General features: G+C 61.7%; 15 protein-coding genes. 2 read left to right on the top strand and 13 right to left on the bottom strand.

The window, feature by feature from the left end; translation table 11 throughout:
• Nucleotide 1: 1 nt before the first annotated feature.
• Together ABOK31_RS20645 and ABOK31_RS20640 are read left to right on the top strand one after the other, a co-directional pair.
• Complete coding sequence (locus ABOK31_RS20645; RefSeq protein WP_174181148.1) at nucleotides 2–718, top strand: ABC transporter ATP-binding protein; 717 nt, start codon at nucleotides 2–4, stop codon at nucleotides 716–718.
• Nucleotides 719–756: 38 nt separating this feature from the next.
• On the top strand, nucleotides 757–1,701 hold the full coding sequence (locus ABOK31_RS20640; RefSeq protein WP_349960395.1) for a helix-turn-helix domain-containing protein: 945 nt from the start codon (nucleotides 757–759) through the stop codon (nucleotides 1,699–1,701).
• 42 nt (nucleotides 1,702–1,743) lie between these two features.
• Here the strand turns inward: ABOK31_RS20640 and ABOK31_RS20635 are convergent, their stop codons facing one another.
• From ABOK31_RS20635 to ABOK31_RS20575, 13 genes are all read right to left on the bottom strand, one after another.
• Complete coding sequence (locus tag ABOK31_RS20635; protein WP_349960393.1) at nucleotides 1,744–2,133, bottom strand: nuclear transport factor 2 family protein; 390 nt, start codon at nucleotides 2,131–2,133, stop codon at nucleotides 1,744–1,746.
• A 7-nt stretch (nucleotides 2,134–2,140) separates the two neighbouring features.
• Entirely contained in the window at nucleotides 2,141–2,920 is a 780-nt protein-coding gene (locus ABOK31_RS20630; RefSeq protein ID WP_349960391.1) for a MoaF C-terminal domain-containing protein, read from the bottom strand.
• 15 nt (nucleotides 2,921–2,935) lie between these two features.
• A complete protein-coding gene (locus ABOK31_RS20625) occupies nucleotides 2,936–3,724 on the bottom strand; it encodes an SDR family oxidoreductase (protein WP_349960390.1) in 789 nt (262 codons plus the stop codon).
• 165 nt (nucleotides 3,725–3,889) lie between these two features.
• On the bottom strand, nucleotides 3,890–4,696 hold the full coding sequence (hpaI, locus tag ABOK31_RS20620; RefSeq protein ID WP_349960388.1) for a 4-hydroxy-2-oxoheptanedioate aldolase: 807 nt from the start codon (nucleotides 4,694–4,696) through the stop codon (nucleotides 3,890–3,892).
• Between the two features lie 11 nt (nucleotides 4,697–4,707).
• Complete coding sequence (hpaH, locus tag ABOK31_RS20615) at nucleotides 4,708–5,511, bottom strand: 2-oxo-hept-4-ene-1,7-dioate hydratase (RefSeq protein WP_349960386.1); 804 nt, start codon at nucleotides 5,509–5,511, stop codon at nucleotides 4,708–4,710.
• Nucleotides 5,511–6,383: a fumarylacetoacetate hydrolase family protein gene (locus ABOK31_RS20610; protein WP_349960384.1), complete on the bottom strand. Its 873-nt coding sequence runs from the start codon at nucleotides 6,381–6,383 to the stop codon at nucleotides 5,511–5,513. Before ABOK31_RS20610 ends, hpaH begins: the two co-directional genes overlap by 1 nt.
• 23 nt (nucleotides 6,384–6,406) lie before the next feature.
• Entirely contained in the window at nucleotides 6,407–7,861 is a 1,455-nt protein-coding gene (gene gabD, locus ABOK31_RS20605) for an NADP-dependent succinate-semialdehyde dehydrogenase (RefSeq protein ID WP_349960382.1), read from the bottom strand.
• 65 nt (nucleotides 7,862–7,926) lie between these two features.
• Complete coding sequence (gene hpaD / locus ABOK31_RS20600) at nucleotides 7,927–8,907, bottom strand: 3,4-dihydroxyphenylacetate 2,3-dioxygenase (protein WP_349960380.1); 981 nt, start codon at nucleotides 8,905–8,907, stop codon at nucleotides 7,927–7,929.
• A 39-nt stretch (nucleotides 8,908–8,946) separates the two neighbouring features.
• Nucleotides 8,947–10,464 (bottom strand): 5-carboxymethyl-2-hydroxymuconate semialdehyde dehydrogenase, encoded by a 1,518-nt coding sequence (gene hpaE / locus ABOK31_RS20595; RefSeq protein WP_349960378.1) that lies wholly within the window; start codon nucleotides 10,462–10,464, stop codon nucleotides 8,947–8,949.
• A gap of 42 nt (nucleotides 10,465–10,506) precedes the next feature.
• Nucleotides 10,507–10,893 carry a 5-carboxymethyl-2-hydroxymuconate Delta-isomerase gene (locus tag ABOK31_RS20590; protein ID WP_112415101.1) on the bottom strand — a complete coding sequence of 129 codons (387 nt, stop codon included), beginning with the start codon at nucleotides 10,891–10,893 and terminating at the stop codon, nucleotides 10,507–10,509.
• 54 nt (nucleotides 10,894–10,947) lie between these two features.
• Nucleotides 10,948–11,967 carry a homoserine kinase gene (locus ABOK31_RS20585; protein ID WP_349960376.1) on the bottom strand — a complete coding sequence of 340 codons (1,020 nt, stop codon included), beginning with the start codon at nucleotides 11,965–11,967 and terminating at the stop codon, nucleotides 10,948–10,950.
• A gap of 6 nt (nucleotides 11,968–11,973) precedes the next feature.
• On the bottom strand, nucleotides 11,974–13,257 hold the full coding sequence (locus tag ABOK31_RS20580; RefSeq protein ID WP_349960375.1) for an aspartate aminotransferase family protein: 1,284 nt from the start codon (nucleotides 13,255–13,257) through the stop codon (nucleotides 11,974–11,976).
• 2 nt (nucleotides 13,258–13,259) lie between these two features.
• Entirely contained in the window at nucleotides 13,260–14,615 is a 1,356-nt protein-coding gene (locus tag ABOK31_RS20575) for an aspartate aminotransferase family protein (RefSeq protein WP_349960373.1), read from the bottom strand.
• Nucleotides 14,616–14,620 lie beyond the last annotated feature (5 nt).

Below are 14,620 nucleotides of genomic sequence, written 5' to 3'. Positions count from 1 at the left end.
CATGGACACCACATCCGAAATCCGTGTCGAAAATCTCGTCGTCGAGCGCGGCGGTAAGCGTGTCATTCACGACGTTTCCTTCTCTGTCGCGGCTGGCAAGATCACGACGCTTCTCGGCGCCAACGGGGCGGGCAAGTCGAGCACAGTCATGGCGATTTCGGGCGTACTGCCGCGCGGTGGTTCCGTGCGTCTCGGCAGTGCGGCGTTGGAGGGATTCTCGCCCGACCGCATTCGCCGCGCCGGTCTTGCGCTCGTACCGGAAGGGCATCGCGTGCTCGGGCAGCTTTCCGTCGAGGATAATATCCTCGTGGCGGCACTTGAGGGATCAGCGGCGGCGCGGCGACAGGGCCTGGCACATGCCTATGAGATCTTTCCCGAGCTTTCGGAGCGGAGGCGTCAATCGGCATCGGATCTCTCCGGTGGCCAGAAGCAGATGGTGGCGATGGCACAGGCCTTCATTGCCAAGCCACGCTTCATGATTGTCGATGAACTGTCGCTTGGCCTGGCGCCGGCCGTCGTCAAGCGGCTGGCTGAGGCGCTGAAAATTGCCGCCGCGCGTGGCATCGGTGTCTTGCTGATCGAGCAGTTCGCCAATCTCGCGCTCGATCTCGCCGACCAGGCGCTCGTGCTGGAGCGCGGGCGTCTGGTCTTTTCAGGCTCCGCCGCAACGCTCAAGGCGCAGCCGGACATTCTGCACGGCGCCTATCTGGCAAGCTGAAGCGATGAAAATATCTCGTCTTTTTGAGGACAAAAATCATGGCCGCAGCACTTCATAGGCGTGTCGATAGCGCCAGCGGCCGAGCGTTTGCGGGCTTGGCGCGCAACCTCTTCGGCAATGTCCGACTCGATTTCGGTACGGCGGACGAGGAAAAGAGCTGCATGACGTCTGGCATGCTGGGCGCCTGCCGGCTGACACGGCTGGAAGCGGACCGACATGTCGTCTTCGGCGATCATGTGACGGCCGCGCCGGATGATCCCGACGCCATCAAGCTGATCGTCCAGACGGAGGGCAACGCCTCGCTTGCGCAGGGCGGATTGCATGCGCCCGTCTTGCGGAACGCAGTCGTCATCTACGATCCAAGCTGCCCCTATATGCTGACGAACAGCACGGAAGTCCGCCAACTGCTGCTGCAATTGCCGCGTCACGCACTGCCCGCGACGGCCGTAGAACGCTTGTCTCAACCCTTCACGGCGCATGCCGAGCAAGACGGAATGTGCCGCATACTTCTATCGCTGATGGACTCGACCATTCACGAGATCGACCATCTTGACGAGGCGCGGCGCTCAAGCGTCGGCCAGACCATGATCGAGCTTGTGCGCACAATGATCGGCGCCGATCTGTTGCAAGCAAAGCCTGTTGCCAATCCGCTTGATGTGTTGCGGCGGCGGATCAAGGACTTCATCAACATCAACCTCGAAAGGCCGGATCTGACTGTTACGATGATCGCGCGCCGCATGGGCTGCTCGGTGCGCTATGTCTACCGCGCATTTGAAGCCGACTGCCTGACACCCTCGGAATACATCTGGGATCTGCGCGTGCAGAAGGCCGCGGCGCAGCTGCGGGAGGCTGGCGGTTATGCCGGAGAGATATCCGAGATTGCCTTTGCGCTCGGCTTTTCCTCGAGCGCTCATTTCTCGCGTGCGTTTCGCCACCGCTATGGTGTTTCGCCGTCGCAATGGCGCAAGGCCGGGATGTCCTAGGCGGACCAGGCGGCCCGACCGGAGCCAAGCCGCCTCAATTTCTCATCGCATGGATTCGGCCACTCTCAGCGTATCCGTGAACTGCTCGAAACGGCGGATCTTGTCGCCCGCGACGCCCCACACATGCACGACACGGGCCTTGAATGGCTTTCCGGTCTGCTTGTTCGTGCCGCTGTAATCACCAACGGCCACGACCTCGTCGCCGGCGTCGAGAAGGCGTTCGAGCTTGAAGCTGTATCCGTCGAAGGCTTGGCCGAGTGCCTGGAAGACGTTCTTGAAGATCTCCTGCGGACCGACATAAGTGCCGGCACAGGGAAAGCCGTCCATTTCCGTCCAGCGGCAATCAGGCGCGATGTCGGCGAGCATGCCATCCATGTCGCGGCGGTCGTTGGCGTCGTAATGCGCCTTTACGATATCGAATGCTTTGCGCATGGCGTCCTCACACAGGTTCCTGGCCGGGCAGGTAATAGGTCATCGAAGCCTTGCGGATGAAGGCGCCGGCGGGGCTGTTCTGGATGCGGCCGTCGCCGGTGATGCCGAGGAACTTGCCGGTCGAGCGCATGTCATTGAAATTATAGAAGAAGGTCGATGCAACGGCGATCTTGAATTCGCGGAATGTGAAGATGTAGAGGTTGTCATCGAACTTATAGGTCGTGGTGAGATCGACATCGCCGTGACCGCGCTGCACGCCGACGAGGCATTGCCAGGCATAGCGCTGCGACGAGAGATAGGTGTGCTCGTAGACATGATTGGGGCTGTAGGTGAAGTGCGCCCTGAGCCCGATCAGATCGCGGCTTTCATGCGGCACCGGCCCGCTCGCCAAACCGCCATCGATGACACCGGCGCGGAAGATCTGAGCGACCTGCGGCTCGCCGACGGAGTCCTTGAGATCGCGAACGACCGAGTAGATGGAAAGCACGCGGCGCGTCTCTGTATTGAGGATCAGCGTCTCGGCTTCCTTGGGACGGCCGGCAAAGATGATCTCGACGAAATAGGTCTTCCGCGCGACTTCGATCACCTCCGACAAGTCGGTGCCGCTGTTCTTGCCATCCGACCATTTGACCTCGCCCTTCGCGAAGGCGAGCTCCAGCGTGCGGCCATCGTCGAACGAGATCTTGTGGGACGAGCCGGCAAGGGCCTCCGTCGCGGGCAATCGGTTCGTGTCGATGCCATAGGCGAACTCGTCGTAGGTTTTCCAGTCCTTGGGATTCTGGTTCATCGGTATCTCCTCCCTCTATTCTACAAAAGCCAGCGTCGGCAGGTCGACGGTGCCGGCACCGCCGTCGACGGTCAGGACCGCACCATTGATCATCGAAGCTTCGCCCGAGGCGAGGAAGCAGACGGCATTGGCGACGTCTTCGGCGGTTGCCGGCCGGCCAAGCGGCACGTCCTTGGTGACGAGTGCGTAGGCTTCCTCAATGCTGTTCAGCTTGTATTTCTCGACGATGAATTCCATCTGCTCGTCGGCCATTGCGGTCGTGACCCAGCCTGGGCAGACGGTGTTGGTGCGAACGCCCTTGCGGCCGTAGTCGCGCGCCAGCGATTTCGCAAGCCCGATGCAGCCATGTTTCATCGTGACATAGCCCGCCGCATCCGGCCCAGCAAAGAGCCCGGCGATCGAGGCGAGGACGACGATATTGCCCTGGTTCTTGATGAGATGGGGCAGGGATTCGCGGGCGCTGACGAAGGCAGTGTTGAGGTTGAGGCGCACCGCGAGATCCCATGTCTCGTCCGACATGCTGACCGTCGGCCCGACGCCATGGCCCCCGGCATTGGCGATCAGGATATCGAGGCCGCCATGCGTCTCGACCACTTTTTCCACGGCAGCTTTCATCGCGGCGCCGTCAGCGGCATCTGCTGCGACGATGGTTGCGCCGATCTCCTCGGCAATGGCCCGCAGCGGCTCGGGACGGCGGCCGACGAGCGCGACATTGCCGCCTTCCTGCCGAATGCGGCGCGCAACTGCCGCGCCGATGCCCGTACCGCCGCCGGTAATCAGGGCGGTCTTGTTCTTGAAACGCATGTTTCCTCCTCTTGGCTTTCCGGTTCATGATGACCGATGCGCGCGGAGGCGTCGCGTCCAGCTGTGCAGTCCGTTTTGACTGAGCGTGCACAATGTTTTCTCTATACCGAAACTTGCATGATGAGGCGCAAGGTCAAGCGATGCTGGGGAGGGTAGCGTTTGCGATCAATAGACCTTTACGTCTTGAGCTGGCTTGGCAGCCTCCGCCTTCTTGAAATCGTCGAGGAGTTTGATCGTGGCATTGGCAAGCAGAGTGACATCGTTGCCGATCGCGACAAAGGTGGCACCAAGCTCGAGGTAGCGTTTGGCCAGGGAGAGGTCGCCAATCAGGATGCCGGCGGCCTTGCCGTGCGACTGGATTTTCGCCAGTGCCTTTTCGACCTCCGCCTGCACTTCCGGTGCACCCGGCTTGCCGAGATAGCCCATGTCGGCGGCGAGATCGGACGGTCCAATGAAGACCCCGTCGACGCCCTCGGTCGAGGCGATGTCGTCGAGTGCGGCAAGCCCGGCGCGGCTTTCCACCTGCAGAAGCAGGCAGACCTCGTCATTGGCCGTCGCAAGGTAGTCGGGAATGCGGTTGAAGGCGGAGGCACGGGCAAGGGCCGCGCCGACGCCGCGCACGCCATGCGGCGGGTATCGCACCGCCTTGACCATGATCTCCGCCATTTCCTTGCTGTCGACCATCGGGATCAGCAGGGTCTGAGCGCCGATATCGAGCATCTGCTTGATGATCCAGGTCTCGCCGATCGGCGGACGGATGATTGCGTGGCTCGCCGTGCCTTTCATCGCCTGCAGTTGCGACACGAGAAGCGGCACATCGTTCGGAGCGTGCTCGGCGTCAAGCAGCAGCCAATCGTAACCGGCGCCGGCTGAGATTTCGACGGTGTAGGCATTGGCGAGGGCCTGCCAGAGGCCGATCTGCGCCCGCCCTTCCTTGAGGGCCTGTTTGAAGAGGTTCTTGGGCGCAGGCATGTCTTACTCCTTCATGCAAAGAACAGGCTGACCGATCCGTAGGGACCGAAATCGGCATTGATCGTATCGCCGTGCCGCGCCTCGATCGGGCGGATGAACGACCCGGCAAGCACGATCTGGCCGGCTTCGATGCCGTCGCCATATTGCGAGAGACGATTGGCAAGCCAGGCGATGCCGCGCGCGGGCTGGTTGAGAACGCCCGCGCCAAGCCCGGTTTCCTCGACCTCGGCATTGCGACTGACGATCGCGCCCATCCAGCGCATGTCGATCTCTCCGGGTCGCACCGCGCGGCCGCCCGTGACGATGCCGGCATTGGCGGCATTGTCGGAGATGGTGTCGACGATGGTGCGCGCCTTCTTCGTGTCGGGATCGACCCGGAGGATACGCGTGTCGAGGATTTCAAGAGCAGGGGTCACGTAGTCGGTGGCATTCAGCACATCGAAGATCGAGACATCAGGCCCCTTGAGCGGCGCCTTCATCACAAAGGCGATCTCAGCCTCGATGCGTGGCTGGATGAAGCGGTCGGCCGGCACGGTCGCGCCGTCTTCGAAGACCATATCGTCGAAGAGCACGCCGGAATCGGGAATGTTGATGTTGAGGGCATATTGCATCGCCTTCGATGTCAGTCCGATCTTCCAGCCGATCGGCTTGCGGCCGGCGGCGATCTTCTTCTTCACCCAGGCGCTCTGGACGGCATAGGAATCATCCATCGTCATCTGGGGATGCTTGAGCGAGAGCAGCCCGGTCTGGACGCGCGTCCGCTCGGCCTGATCGAGGCTTTCGGCCGCAGCCTGGATTTCGTCATGCGACAGCATCAGCGCACCTCATCGGCGATGGTGTTTTTCAGGACGCCAAGACCATCGGCCTCGACTTCGACGACATCGCCCGGCTTCAGCCATATCGGCGGATCGAAGCGGGCGCCGGCTCCCGTCGGCGTGCCTGTCACGATGACGTCGCCCGGAACGAGGGTGGTGAAAGTGGAGATGTAGTTGATGATCTTGCGGAAGGAGAAGATCATCCGGCTGGTGCGATCGCTCTGGCGCACTTCGCCGTTGACGCGGGTTTTCAGTTCGATGTCTTCGAGCTGAGCCGCATCGGTGAAGGGGATCAGCCAGGGGCCGATCGAGCCGGTATTGTCGAAGTTCTTGCCTTGAGTAACGTTGAACTTTGCATGGCGAACCCAATCGCGGATCGTGCCTTCGTTGCAAAGCGAGAGAGCCACGATATGCGAGAAGGCATCGGCTTCGGCAATCCGTCGGCCGCCCTTTCCGATGACGATAACGATCTCGCCTTCGTAATCAAGCTGCGGGCTTTCCGGCGGTCGGATCAGCGGCCGGTCATGCCCGGTGAACGAGCGGGGAAAACGGATGAAGAGGGAAGGGTTGGAGGGGGCCGCCTGCCCATCCTTGTATTCCTCATTGCGGTCGGGGAAATTGACCCCGACGCAAATGATCTTTTCCGGCGACGGAATGGGAATCTCGAAGCGGATGTCGCCAAGCGCGAAATCCGGCTTCAATGATTTGGCTTCTTCTGCGAGCTGAGCGAGGCGGCCGGCCTCGATCACTTCGCGCAGCGTCGGCCATGTCGCGCCATGGCGGGCCGAGAGGTCGACGACACCGCCGTCGACCGCAAGCCCGTAGCCATGACGGCCGTTTCTCGAAAAAGACAGGAATCTTGGATGGGTCATGCTTTCATGGCCTTCTCTTGACCTCAGACGACGCCGCCGAGGCAGACATATTTGATTTCGGTGAATTCCTCGATGCCGTAGCGCGATCCCTCGCGGCCGAGGCCGGAGAGCTTAACGCCGCCGAAGGGTGCTTCGGCCGTCGAGATGAGGCCCGTATTGACGCCGACCATGCCGTATTCCAGGGCTTCGGCGACGCGGAAGACGCGGGCGAGGTCCTTGGCATAGAAATAGGAGGCAAGGCCGAACTCGGTGTCGTTGGCCTGGGTGATGACGTCGGCCTCGTCCTTGAAGCGGAAGAGGGGAGCCACCGGCCCAAAGGTCTCTTCCTTCGCCACGGCCATGGCGGGCGTAACATCGGCAAGCACGGTTGCCTCATAGAAGCGTCCGCCGAGCTGATGGCGATGACCGCCGGCAACGACGCGGCCGCCCTTGGACAGCGCATCGGCAACATGCTCCTCGACCTTGGCAAGCGCTGCCTCATCGATCAACGGGCCGAGATTGATGCCTTCGTCGAAACCGTTGCCTGTTTTCAGCGACCCAACGGCCTTGGAGAGCTTTTCGGCAAAGGCATCATAGACGCCATCCTGCACGTAGAGACGATTGGCGCAGACGCAGGTCTGGCCGTTGTTGCGGAATTTGGCGATCATCGCGCCTTCGACCGCCGCATCGAGATCGGCATCATCGAAGACGATGAAGGGTGCGTTGCCGCCCAGTTCGAGGCCGAGTTTCTTGATGGTCGGTGCACTCTGCTTGTAGAGCTCGGCGCCGACTTCGGTCGAGCCGGTGAAGGTGAGCTTGCGCACGACCGGGCTTGAGGTCATTTCGCCGCCAATGGCGCGAGCCGAGCCTGTCAGCACACTGAAGAGCCCCTTGGGCAGGCCGGCGCGTTCGGCCAGGATCGCGATTGCAATTGCCGAAAACGGCGTCTGCGAGGCAGGCTTCAGCACCATGGCGCAACCGGCGGCAAAGGCCGGGCCGGCCTTGCGGGTGATCATGGCATTGGGGAAATTCCAGGGCGTAATCGCCGCGACCACGCCGATCGGCTGCTTCATGACCAGAATGCGCTTGTCCTTCTGGTGGCCGGGAATGATGTCGCCATAGACGCGGCGGGCTTCTTCGGCAAACCATTCGACGAAGCTGGCGCCATAGGCGATCTCGCCCTTGGCTTCCGGCAGCGGTTTGCCCTGCTCTGCCGTCAGGATGCGTCCGAGATCGTCCTGATTTTCCATCATCAGCTCGAACCAGCGTCTCAGGATGCCGGAGCGCTCCTTGGCGGTGCGGCCCGCCCATTCCTTCTGTGCGGCTTCTGCTGCGGCGATCGCCTTCTTGGTCTCGGCAGCCCCCAGATTGGGGATCAGGCCGATGATCTCGCCCGTTGCCGGGTTGTCGACCTTGATCGCATTGGATGGATCGGCTTCGATCCAGTCGCCACCGACCAATGCCGCCTGCCGGAACAATGTTGCGTCTCTCAAATTCATGACAGTCTCCTCGCCTCGCGAACGTTGATGAGAAGCGGGTGTTTTCCCGTTCTCAAGGGTAACGCTTAAGGAGCGATAATCGGCTGCGCCTTCAAGTCAGGCTCGGCCACTTCCGCACCGGCAAACAGGCTACCATGTTCGAACCATGATTTGGGAGCCGGCGCACCCCAAAGTGTCTGACGTTGTGGATCTTTGAGATCCCACTTGATCGGCTCCAGATCGGGATCGACGGTCTGGTAGTCCGAGCAATAGATCTCGATGCGATGGCCATCGGGATCGAGGATATAGAGGAAGAAGGCGTTGGAGATGCCGTGGCGTCCCGGACCGCGTTCGATATTGGCAACCCAGCCGGTTGTCGCCATCAGGTCGAGCAGGTCGATGATGTTGAGTGGCGTCGGCACCCAGAAGGCGGTGTGATGCAGGCGCGGGCCTCGGCCGTTGGTGAAGGCGATGTCGTGGACGCCGCCCTTGCGGTGCGTCCAGGCGGCCCAGAGGCGACCGGTTTCCTCGTCCTCGGTATATTCGGTCACGCGGAAGCCGAGCTCATTATAGAAGGCGACACTTTCGTCGACATTGGTCGAGAAGCAGTTGAAATGGTCGATACGCAGCGGCTTCACGCCCTTGTAGAGCGCGTATTTCTGATGGATCGGCGGCAGTCGGTCCATCTTCGAATAGAATTCAAGCGGGATGCCGTGTGGGTCGCGGGTGCGGAAGGTCCGTGCCTGGTAGGGGCGCTCGACCCATTCGACCGGCAGGTCCTTGCCCTTGAAGAAATGCGCCGCCTTGTCGAGGTCCTCGTCGCTGAAGACCTTGAAGCCGAGATCGCGGGCTTCCGCCTTGTCAGACTTTTTCAGCACGATGCAGTGATGGCCGCGCTCTTCCATCGCACGCAAGTAGATCGTATCGGCGGTCTCGTCCGTTACCTGCAGGCCGAGCGTGTCGACATAGAAGGCACGGGACTTGGCAAGATCGGTGACGCCGAACTCGATGTGGCTGAGGCGCACGATGTTGAACGACGGATAGAGATTGGGTTTCGGCAGGGGCATTTGTTCCTCCTCTTATGCGTACTTATGGATATTGGCGGCTCAGCCGCCGAGTTTCTGGATGGCGTGCGGCTTGGTGGCGAAGGCGACGTTCTTGGTTTCCATGTAGAAATCGAAGGACCAGTCGCCGCCGTCGCGGCCGATGCCGGAGCTCTTGACCCCACCGAAGGGGGTTGGCAGATGGCGCACATTTTCCGAGTTCACCCAGATCATGCCGGCTTCGAGATGATCGGTGAAACGGAAGGCGCGGGTGACGTCCGAGGTCCAGAGATAGCCGGTCAGGCCGTATTGGACGTCGTTGGCAAGCGCCACCGCATCCGCTTCGTCCTTGAAGGGGATGGCTGTCAGCACCGGTCCAAAGATCTCTTCCTGGGCGATGCGCATCCGGTTATTGGCGCCGGTAAACAGGGTTGGGGAGACGTAGCAACCGCCGCCCGGGCCGTTGACCTTCTCGCCGCCGGCGGCAAGGGTCGCTCCTTCCGAACGGCCGATCTGGATGTATTCCAGCACCTTCTTTTCGTGCACGGGATGCACGAGCGGGCCGACGACGGTTTCCGGGTCCAGAGGGTGGCCGACCTTGATGCGCTTGGCCTTCTCGGCCACGATCGCGGTGAACTTGTCGTAGACGCTTTCCTCGACCAGCAGGCGCGAGGACGAGGTGCAGCGCTCGCCATTCAGAGAGTAGATCATGAAGACGGCGGCATCGGCGGCGCGCTCGAGATCGGCATCGGCAAAGACGATGACCGGGTTCTTGCCGCCGAGTTCGAAATGCACGCGCTTCAGCGTGTCGGCGCCCTGCTTCATGATCATCGAACCGGTGCGGCTTTCGCCGACGAAGCCAATCGCCTTGATCAGGGGATGTTCCGTCAGAGCCTTGCCGGCGTCCTCGCCGAAGCCGTTGACGAGATTCCAGACCCCCTTCGGCAAGCCGGCTTCCTCGGAGATCTCCACCAGCAGGCGGGCCGTCAGCGGCGAGAATTCGGCCGGCTTGTGGACGATGGTGCATCCGGCGGCAAGCGCCGGCGCGATCTTCCAGGTCGATAGCATAAAGGGCGTGTTCCAGGGCGTGATGATGCCGACCGGGCCGATCGGCACGCGCGTCGTCAGGTTCACCTGGCCTTCGGCGCGGATCGCCTTGCCGTCACGGGCTTCCGGCGCACGATCGGCGAAGAAGCGGAAGTTTTCCGCGCCGCGCAGGGCGGCCTTGGCCATGAACTTCAGCGATTGCCCGGTGTCCATGCATTCGACGAAAGCGATCTCTTCGGCGCGGGCCACGATCGCATCGGCAATCTTGTGCAGCAGCTTCTTGCGCGCGTCGCCCGGCATGGCAGCCCATTCAGCGAAAGCGGCTTTTGCGGCCTTTGCGGCGCGATCGATATCGGCAGCCTTGCCGCGGGCAACGGTGGCGAGCGGCTTCAGATCGACGGGGGAGATGGTCTCGAAGATGGAACCATCATCGGCACGCACATCCTCGCCGTTGATGCGGTTCAGTACGCCGCTATCCTTGAACCGGGCCAGAAAGCCTTCGGCCTTTGCGATGTTTTCCTGCAGTTTGGACATCGTCTATTCCTTTGGTGTTACGTCGTCCCGCGAAGGGAGGTGTCACTTGCCGCGCAGCCGCGGATGAATGGCGTTCTTCTTCCAGCTCAGCTCCGCATCGATCTCGCGGATTTCCAGCGACAGGGCGAAATGCGGGGTGTCGAAGAGAGGGCCGAGAACGTCGATGGCCGCTGCAAAGATTGCCTCGCCTGTGCGCTTCTTCTCTTCGTCCGTACGGCCCTTGCCGATGCGGAAGTTCAGGTCGACGAAGGCGTTTTCCGGCAGCTTGTCGGCGATTGCATAGTGCTCGGCGCGAAAGGCGCGCACCCGCACAGCGCCGACCTCGAAAAGCCCGGTATCCAGAACCGTCTTCAACAGCCGCTCGCAGAGCGCGCCGATATCGGCGCGGCCCTCCAGGTTGGCCGAATATTCGATGGCGAGATGTGGCATTGAGTCCTCCCGATCTCTCAATTACTTAACACGTTAACAATTATGCGGGAGATGTCAAGCGGCAGCGTTGAGCTTTCTTGCCATCTCCAGGCTTTCATCGACGTAACGCGACAGACGCTCCGCGCTGTCCGGAATTTCCGGGCGTTCGGCGAGCCATCCGATATATGTAAGGCTCCTCAGCACAGTGAATAGAGGCAGGCTCGCGAGAGCCGCGTCGGAGAGTGCTCGCCGGCTGCGGTAGCCTGATATCAGCGCTTTCTCGATAGCTGGATAGGCGGGTTCGTTGCGGTTCTTGAGCAGCGTCGTCGCGAGATCGAACAGACGAAAGCCATGCCCGGCATCGTCGAAATCGATGAAAGCAACATTGCTGTCAGTGCCCGTCAGAAAGATGTTTTCCCGCACGAGATCGGCATGGATCAGCCCGTAGTCGAGGCTGTGGCCGGCTGCATTTGCGAGGGCACGGCGCAGCTCGTGGCGCAATGCCGAGAGGGCGATGGTGTTCTCAGACGAAAGACCTCGACAATCCCAGAAACGTCCCCAGAGCGGTTTCTCTCCTACCAGACCTTCGATGTCCCAAGCCGGTCGGCGAAAGCGCTCCGGCGGTTCCCAGACATCGGCAAGCTCGTGCATGGTGGCCATGTTTTGGCCGATACGGAAAAAGATCGCCTCTTGCATTTCAGCCGATTGGGAAAGGGGCGTGCCGCTCTGGCCAAGCGGAACGCCGTCGATCCAGCTGACCACATCGGCATGTTGGTCAGGAAAATGCCTGTTGGCCTGCAGGCGAACGAGGCTTTGCCTGTTCGTCGTCGGCACCGGGCTCGGCACATCGAGGCCGCCGAGCTTGAGGGCGGCCATGAAATGCAGTTCCGAGCGCAGGCTTGTCTCGTCGTGATAGCCCGGGCGATGCAGCCGGAGCGCCGCGAATTGCCCGCCCTCCAACGTAATGCGGAAGACGGCATTCTCCCGATATTTCATCAGGACCGGTTCGCGAACCTGCACCGGCCAATGGTCGAGCGCCTCCAGCGCGCGTTTCTGCAAGGTATCATGGATGGCCTGAGGCAACGGATCAGCCATATTGCCTCACAGACCGGACAGGACGTCGTCGAAGATCGACAACATGAAGTCGGCATTTCCCTTGGTGAACGGCATGGGCGGGCGGATCTTCGTGGCGCATTGGTGAATGCCGATCTTGCCCATCAGCACGCCGCGTTCACGCATTTCGTTGACGATGCGGGTCGCCTCAGCGGTCGCCGGCTCCTTCGTCTGCTTGTCGAGCACGAATTCGGTGCCCATGAAGAGGCCGCTGCCGCGAACGTCGCCGATGATCGAGTGTTTCTCGGCCAGCCGCTGGAAGGCGCGACGCGTGTATTCGCCGACGTTGCAGGCATTCTCGATAAGATTTTCATCCTCGATGACATCGAGCACAGCCATGGCGGCCGCGCAGGAGACTGGATTTCCGCCGAAGGTGTTGAAATAGCGGAACGCCTTGCGGAATGCGTTTATCGTGTCGAGATTGGCAATGACGCCGCCGACGGGATGGCCGTTCGCCATGGGCTTGCCGAGCGTGACGATATCGGGAACGATGCCGGCGTGCTGGTGACCCCACATATGCGTGCCGGTGCGGCCGAAGCCGGGCTGTACTTCGTCGGTAATCACGAGGCCGCCGGCCTTGCGCACGGCTGCGACCGTCTTGTCGAGAAAGCCCGGCGGCAGGTCCGGAAAGCCTTCGTTGGCAAAGAACGGATCGATGATGATGGCCGAGAAGCCGTGCGGTGTGTCCTGAAGCGAGGCGATCGCCTTCTCGACTTCTGTCGCAAATGCCGTCGCGAAGGCGTCTCCACCCTCGCCACCGAGCGGACGATAGCTGTCCGGCGCCGGCACATGGCGGACATGGCCGCCAAAGCCGCCGACAGGCGGCATCCGGGTCGATAGCTGCGATACGGCCGCCGTGTTGCCGTGATAGGTGTGGTTCGTGGCGATGACGCCGGTCTTGCCGGTCACAGCCTGCGCCATGCGCAGCGCCACGTCGTTTGCCTCGCTGCCGGTGCAGGTCAGGATCGCGGCATTCAGGCTTTCGTCGAAAGTCGCTGTGAGCCGCTCGACATAATCGAGAATGCCTTCATGCAGATAGCGGGTATGCGTATTCAGCGTCGAAGCCTGCCGCGTGATCGCTTCCACCACGCGGGGATGGCAATGGCCGACATGCGGCACATTGTTGTAGCAATCGAGATACTTGCGGCCGTCGGCATCCCAGAGCCAGACACCTTCCCCGCGCACGAGATGCACGGGGTCGTCGTAGAAGAGCGACATGTTCCGGCCTAGAAGCCGTTCGCGCCGCGCGATGAGGGTTGCGTTGTCGGACATGCTCAGCCCCTCGCAGCAGTGAGACCTGCGTCGAGCGCGGTCAGCATGGTCTGGACATTCTCGGCGGTCACGATCAACGGCGGCGACATGATGACATTGGCGCCCGAGGTGCGCACGAGCACGCCGGCATCATAGGTCGCGTCCTGCACCTTTTGGACGACATCCTTGGCGGCACCGCTCTTCTTTGCGCGGTCGCCGACGAGTTCCAGGGCGCACATCAGGCCCTTGCCGCGGACGTCGCCGATCAGCTCATGCTTGTCCTGCAGCTTCTTCAGGCCGGCGAGCAGCTCTTCACCGCGGGCCGCCGCATTGTCGGCGACGTTGAGTCGCTTGGTTTCCTTCAGCGTGGCAAGGGCCGCAGCGGCACCAACCGGATGGCCGGAATAGGTGTAACCATGACCGATGCTTCCGACCGCGCTCTTGTTGCTTTCGAAGACCTGTGCGACTTTGTCGGAAATCATGACGGCACCGAAGGGGAAATAGCCGTTGGTGATCGCCTTGGCCGTCGACATCATGTCCGGCTGAACACCCCAGAGACGCGATCCGGTCCAGGCGCCGGTGCGGCCAAAGGCGGTGATGACCTCATCGGCGATCAAGAGAATGCCGTGGCGGTCGCAGATTTCGCGCATCAACGGCAGGAAGGTCTCATGCGGGACGATGACGCCGCCGGCGCCGAGCACCGGCTCGACGATCAGCGCAGCAATCGTGTCGGCGCCCTGGAAGGCGATCTCATCCTCGAAGAGCCTGCCGATCGCAGCCGCGATTTCGGCGCCATCGGTGGTGTTGAAAGGGTTGCGATAGGGGAAGGGCGCGGGCAGGTGGATGACGCCCGGGAGCAGCGGCTCGTAGTTGCGGCGGAAGTTCTGGTTGCCGTTCACCGAGGCGCCGCCGAAATGGGTGCCGTGATAGCCCTTCTTCAGTGCGACGAACTTGGTGCGCTCGGGCTGGCCATTGACCTTGTGGAACTGACGCGCCAGTCGCAGGCAGGTCTCGACGGAATCCGAGCCGCCCGAGGTGAAGAAGGAACGGCTGAGACCATCTGGCTTGAACCATTCGGCAAGCTCGTAGGAGAGTTCAATCAGCGGCGAGTTGGTCGTGCCGCGGAAGGTCGAGTAATAGGGCAGCTCGTCGAGCTGGTCGCGGATCGCCTTCTTCACCGGCTCGCAGGAATAGCCGAGATTGACGTTCCAGAGGCCGCCGACCGCGTCCAGCACCTTCTGGCCGTGAATATCGACGATTTCGACGCCCTCGCCTGAATTGATGATGCGCGGCGGGTTGGCCTGCATCTCAGCCGGATGGGCCATCGGATGCCACAGGTGGCGGGCATTGTTTTCGATGATGAAATTGGTCTCACGCATATCAG

Source organism: Rhizobium sp. ZPR4 (assembly GCF_040215725.1).
In the GTDB taxonomy this organism is placed as follows: Bacteria; Pseudomonadota; Alphaproteobacteria; order Rhizobiales; family Rhizobiaceae; genus Rhizobium; species Rhizobium rhizogenes_D.
This window is presented reverse-complemented; position numbering and strand designations above follow the sequence as displayed.

What these genes read in the sequence shown, in the direction of transcription:
- ABOK31_RS20640 (WP_349960395.1), top strand. Translation starts at nt 757, where the DNA reads ATGGCCGCAGCACTTCATAGGCGTGTCGATAGCGCCAGCGGCCGAGCG.
- hpaI (WP_349960388.1), bottom strand. Translation starts at nt 4,696, where the DNA reads ATGCCTGCGCCCAAGAACCTCTTCAAACAGGCCCTCAAGGAAGGGCGG.
- hpaE (WP_349960378.1), bottom strand. Translation starts at nt 10,464, where the DNA reads ATGTCCAAACTGCAGGAAAACATCGCAAAGGCCGAAGGCTTTCTGGCC.
- ABOK31_RS20645 (WP_174181148.1), top strand. Translation starts at nt 2, where the DNA reads ATGGACACCACATCCGAAATCCGTGTCGAAAATCTCGTCGTCGAGCGC.
- ABOK31_RS20610 (WP_349960384.1), bottom strand. Translation starts at nt 6,383, where the DNA reads ATGACCCATCCAAGATTCCTGTCTTTTTCGAGAAACGGCCGTCATGGC.
- hpaD (WP_349960380.1), bottom strand. Translation starts at nt 8,907, where the DNA reads ATGCCCCTGCCGAAACCCAATCTCTATCCGTCGTTCAACATCGTGCGC.
- ABOK31_RS20630 (WP_349960391.1), bottom strand. Translation starts at nt 2,920, where the DNA reads ATGAACCAGAATCCCAAGGACTGGAAAACCTACGACGAGTTCGCCTAT.
- ABOK31_RS20585 (WP_349960376.1), bottom strand. Translation starts at nt 11,967, where the DNA reads ATGGCTGATCCGTTGCCTCAGGCCATCCATGATACCTTGCAGAAACGC.
- ABOK31_RS20635 (WP_349960393.1), bottom strand. Translation starts at nt 2,133, where the DNA reads ATGCGCAAAGCATTCGATATCGTAAAGGCGCATTACGACGCCAACGAC.
- gabD (WP_349960382.1), bottom strand. Translation starts at nt 7,861, where the DNA reads ATGAATTTGAGAGACGCAACATTGTTCCGGCAGGCGGCATTGGTCGGT.
- ABOK31_RS20590 (WP_112415101.1), bottom strand. Translation starts at nt 10,893, where the DNA reads ATGCCACATCTCGCCATCGAATATTCGGCCAACCTGGAGGGCCGCGCC.
- ABOK31_RS20625 (WP_349960390.1), bottom strand. Translation starts at nt 3,724, where the DNA reads ATGCGTTTCAAGAACAAGACCGCCCTGATTACCGGCGGCGGTACGGGC.
- hpaH (WP_349960386.1), bottom strand. Translation starts at nt 5,511, where the DNA reads ATGCTGTCGCATGACGAAATCCAGGCTGCGGCCGAAAGCCTCGATCAG.
- ABOK31_RS20580 (WP_349960375.1), bottom strand. Translation starts at nt 13,257, where the DNA reads ATGTCCGACAACGCAACCCTCATCGCGCGGCGCGAACGGCTTCTAGGC.
- ABOK31_RS20575 (WP_349960373.1), bottom strand. Translation starts at nt 14,615, where the DNA reads ATGCGTGAGACCAATTTCATCATCGAAAACAATGCCCGCCACCTGTGG.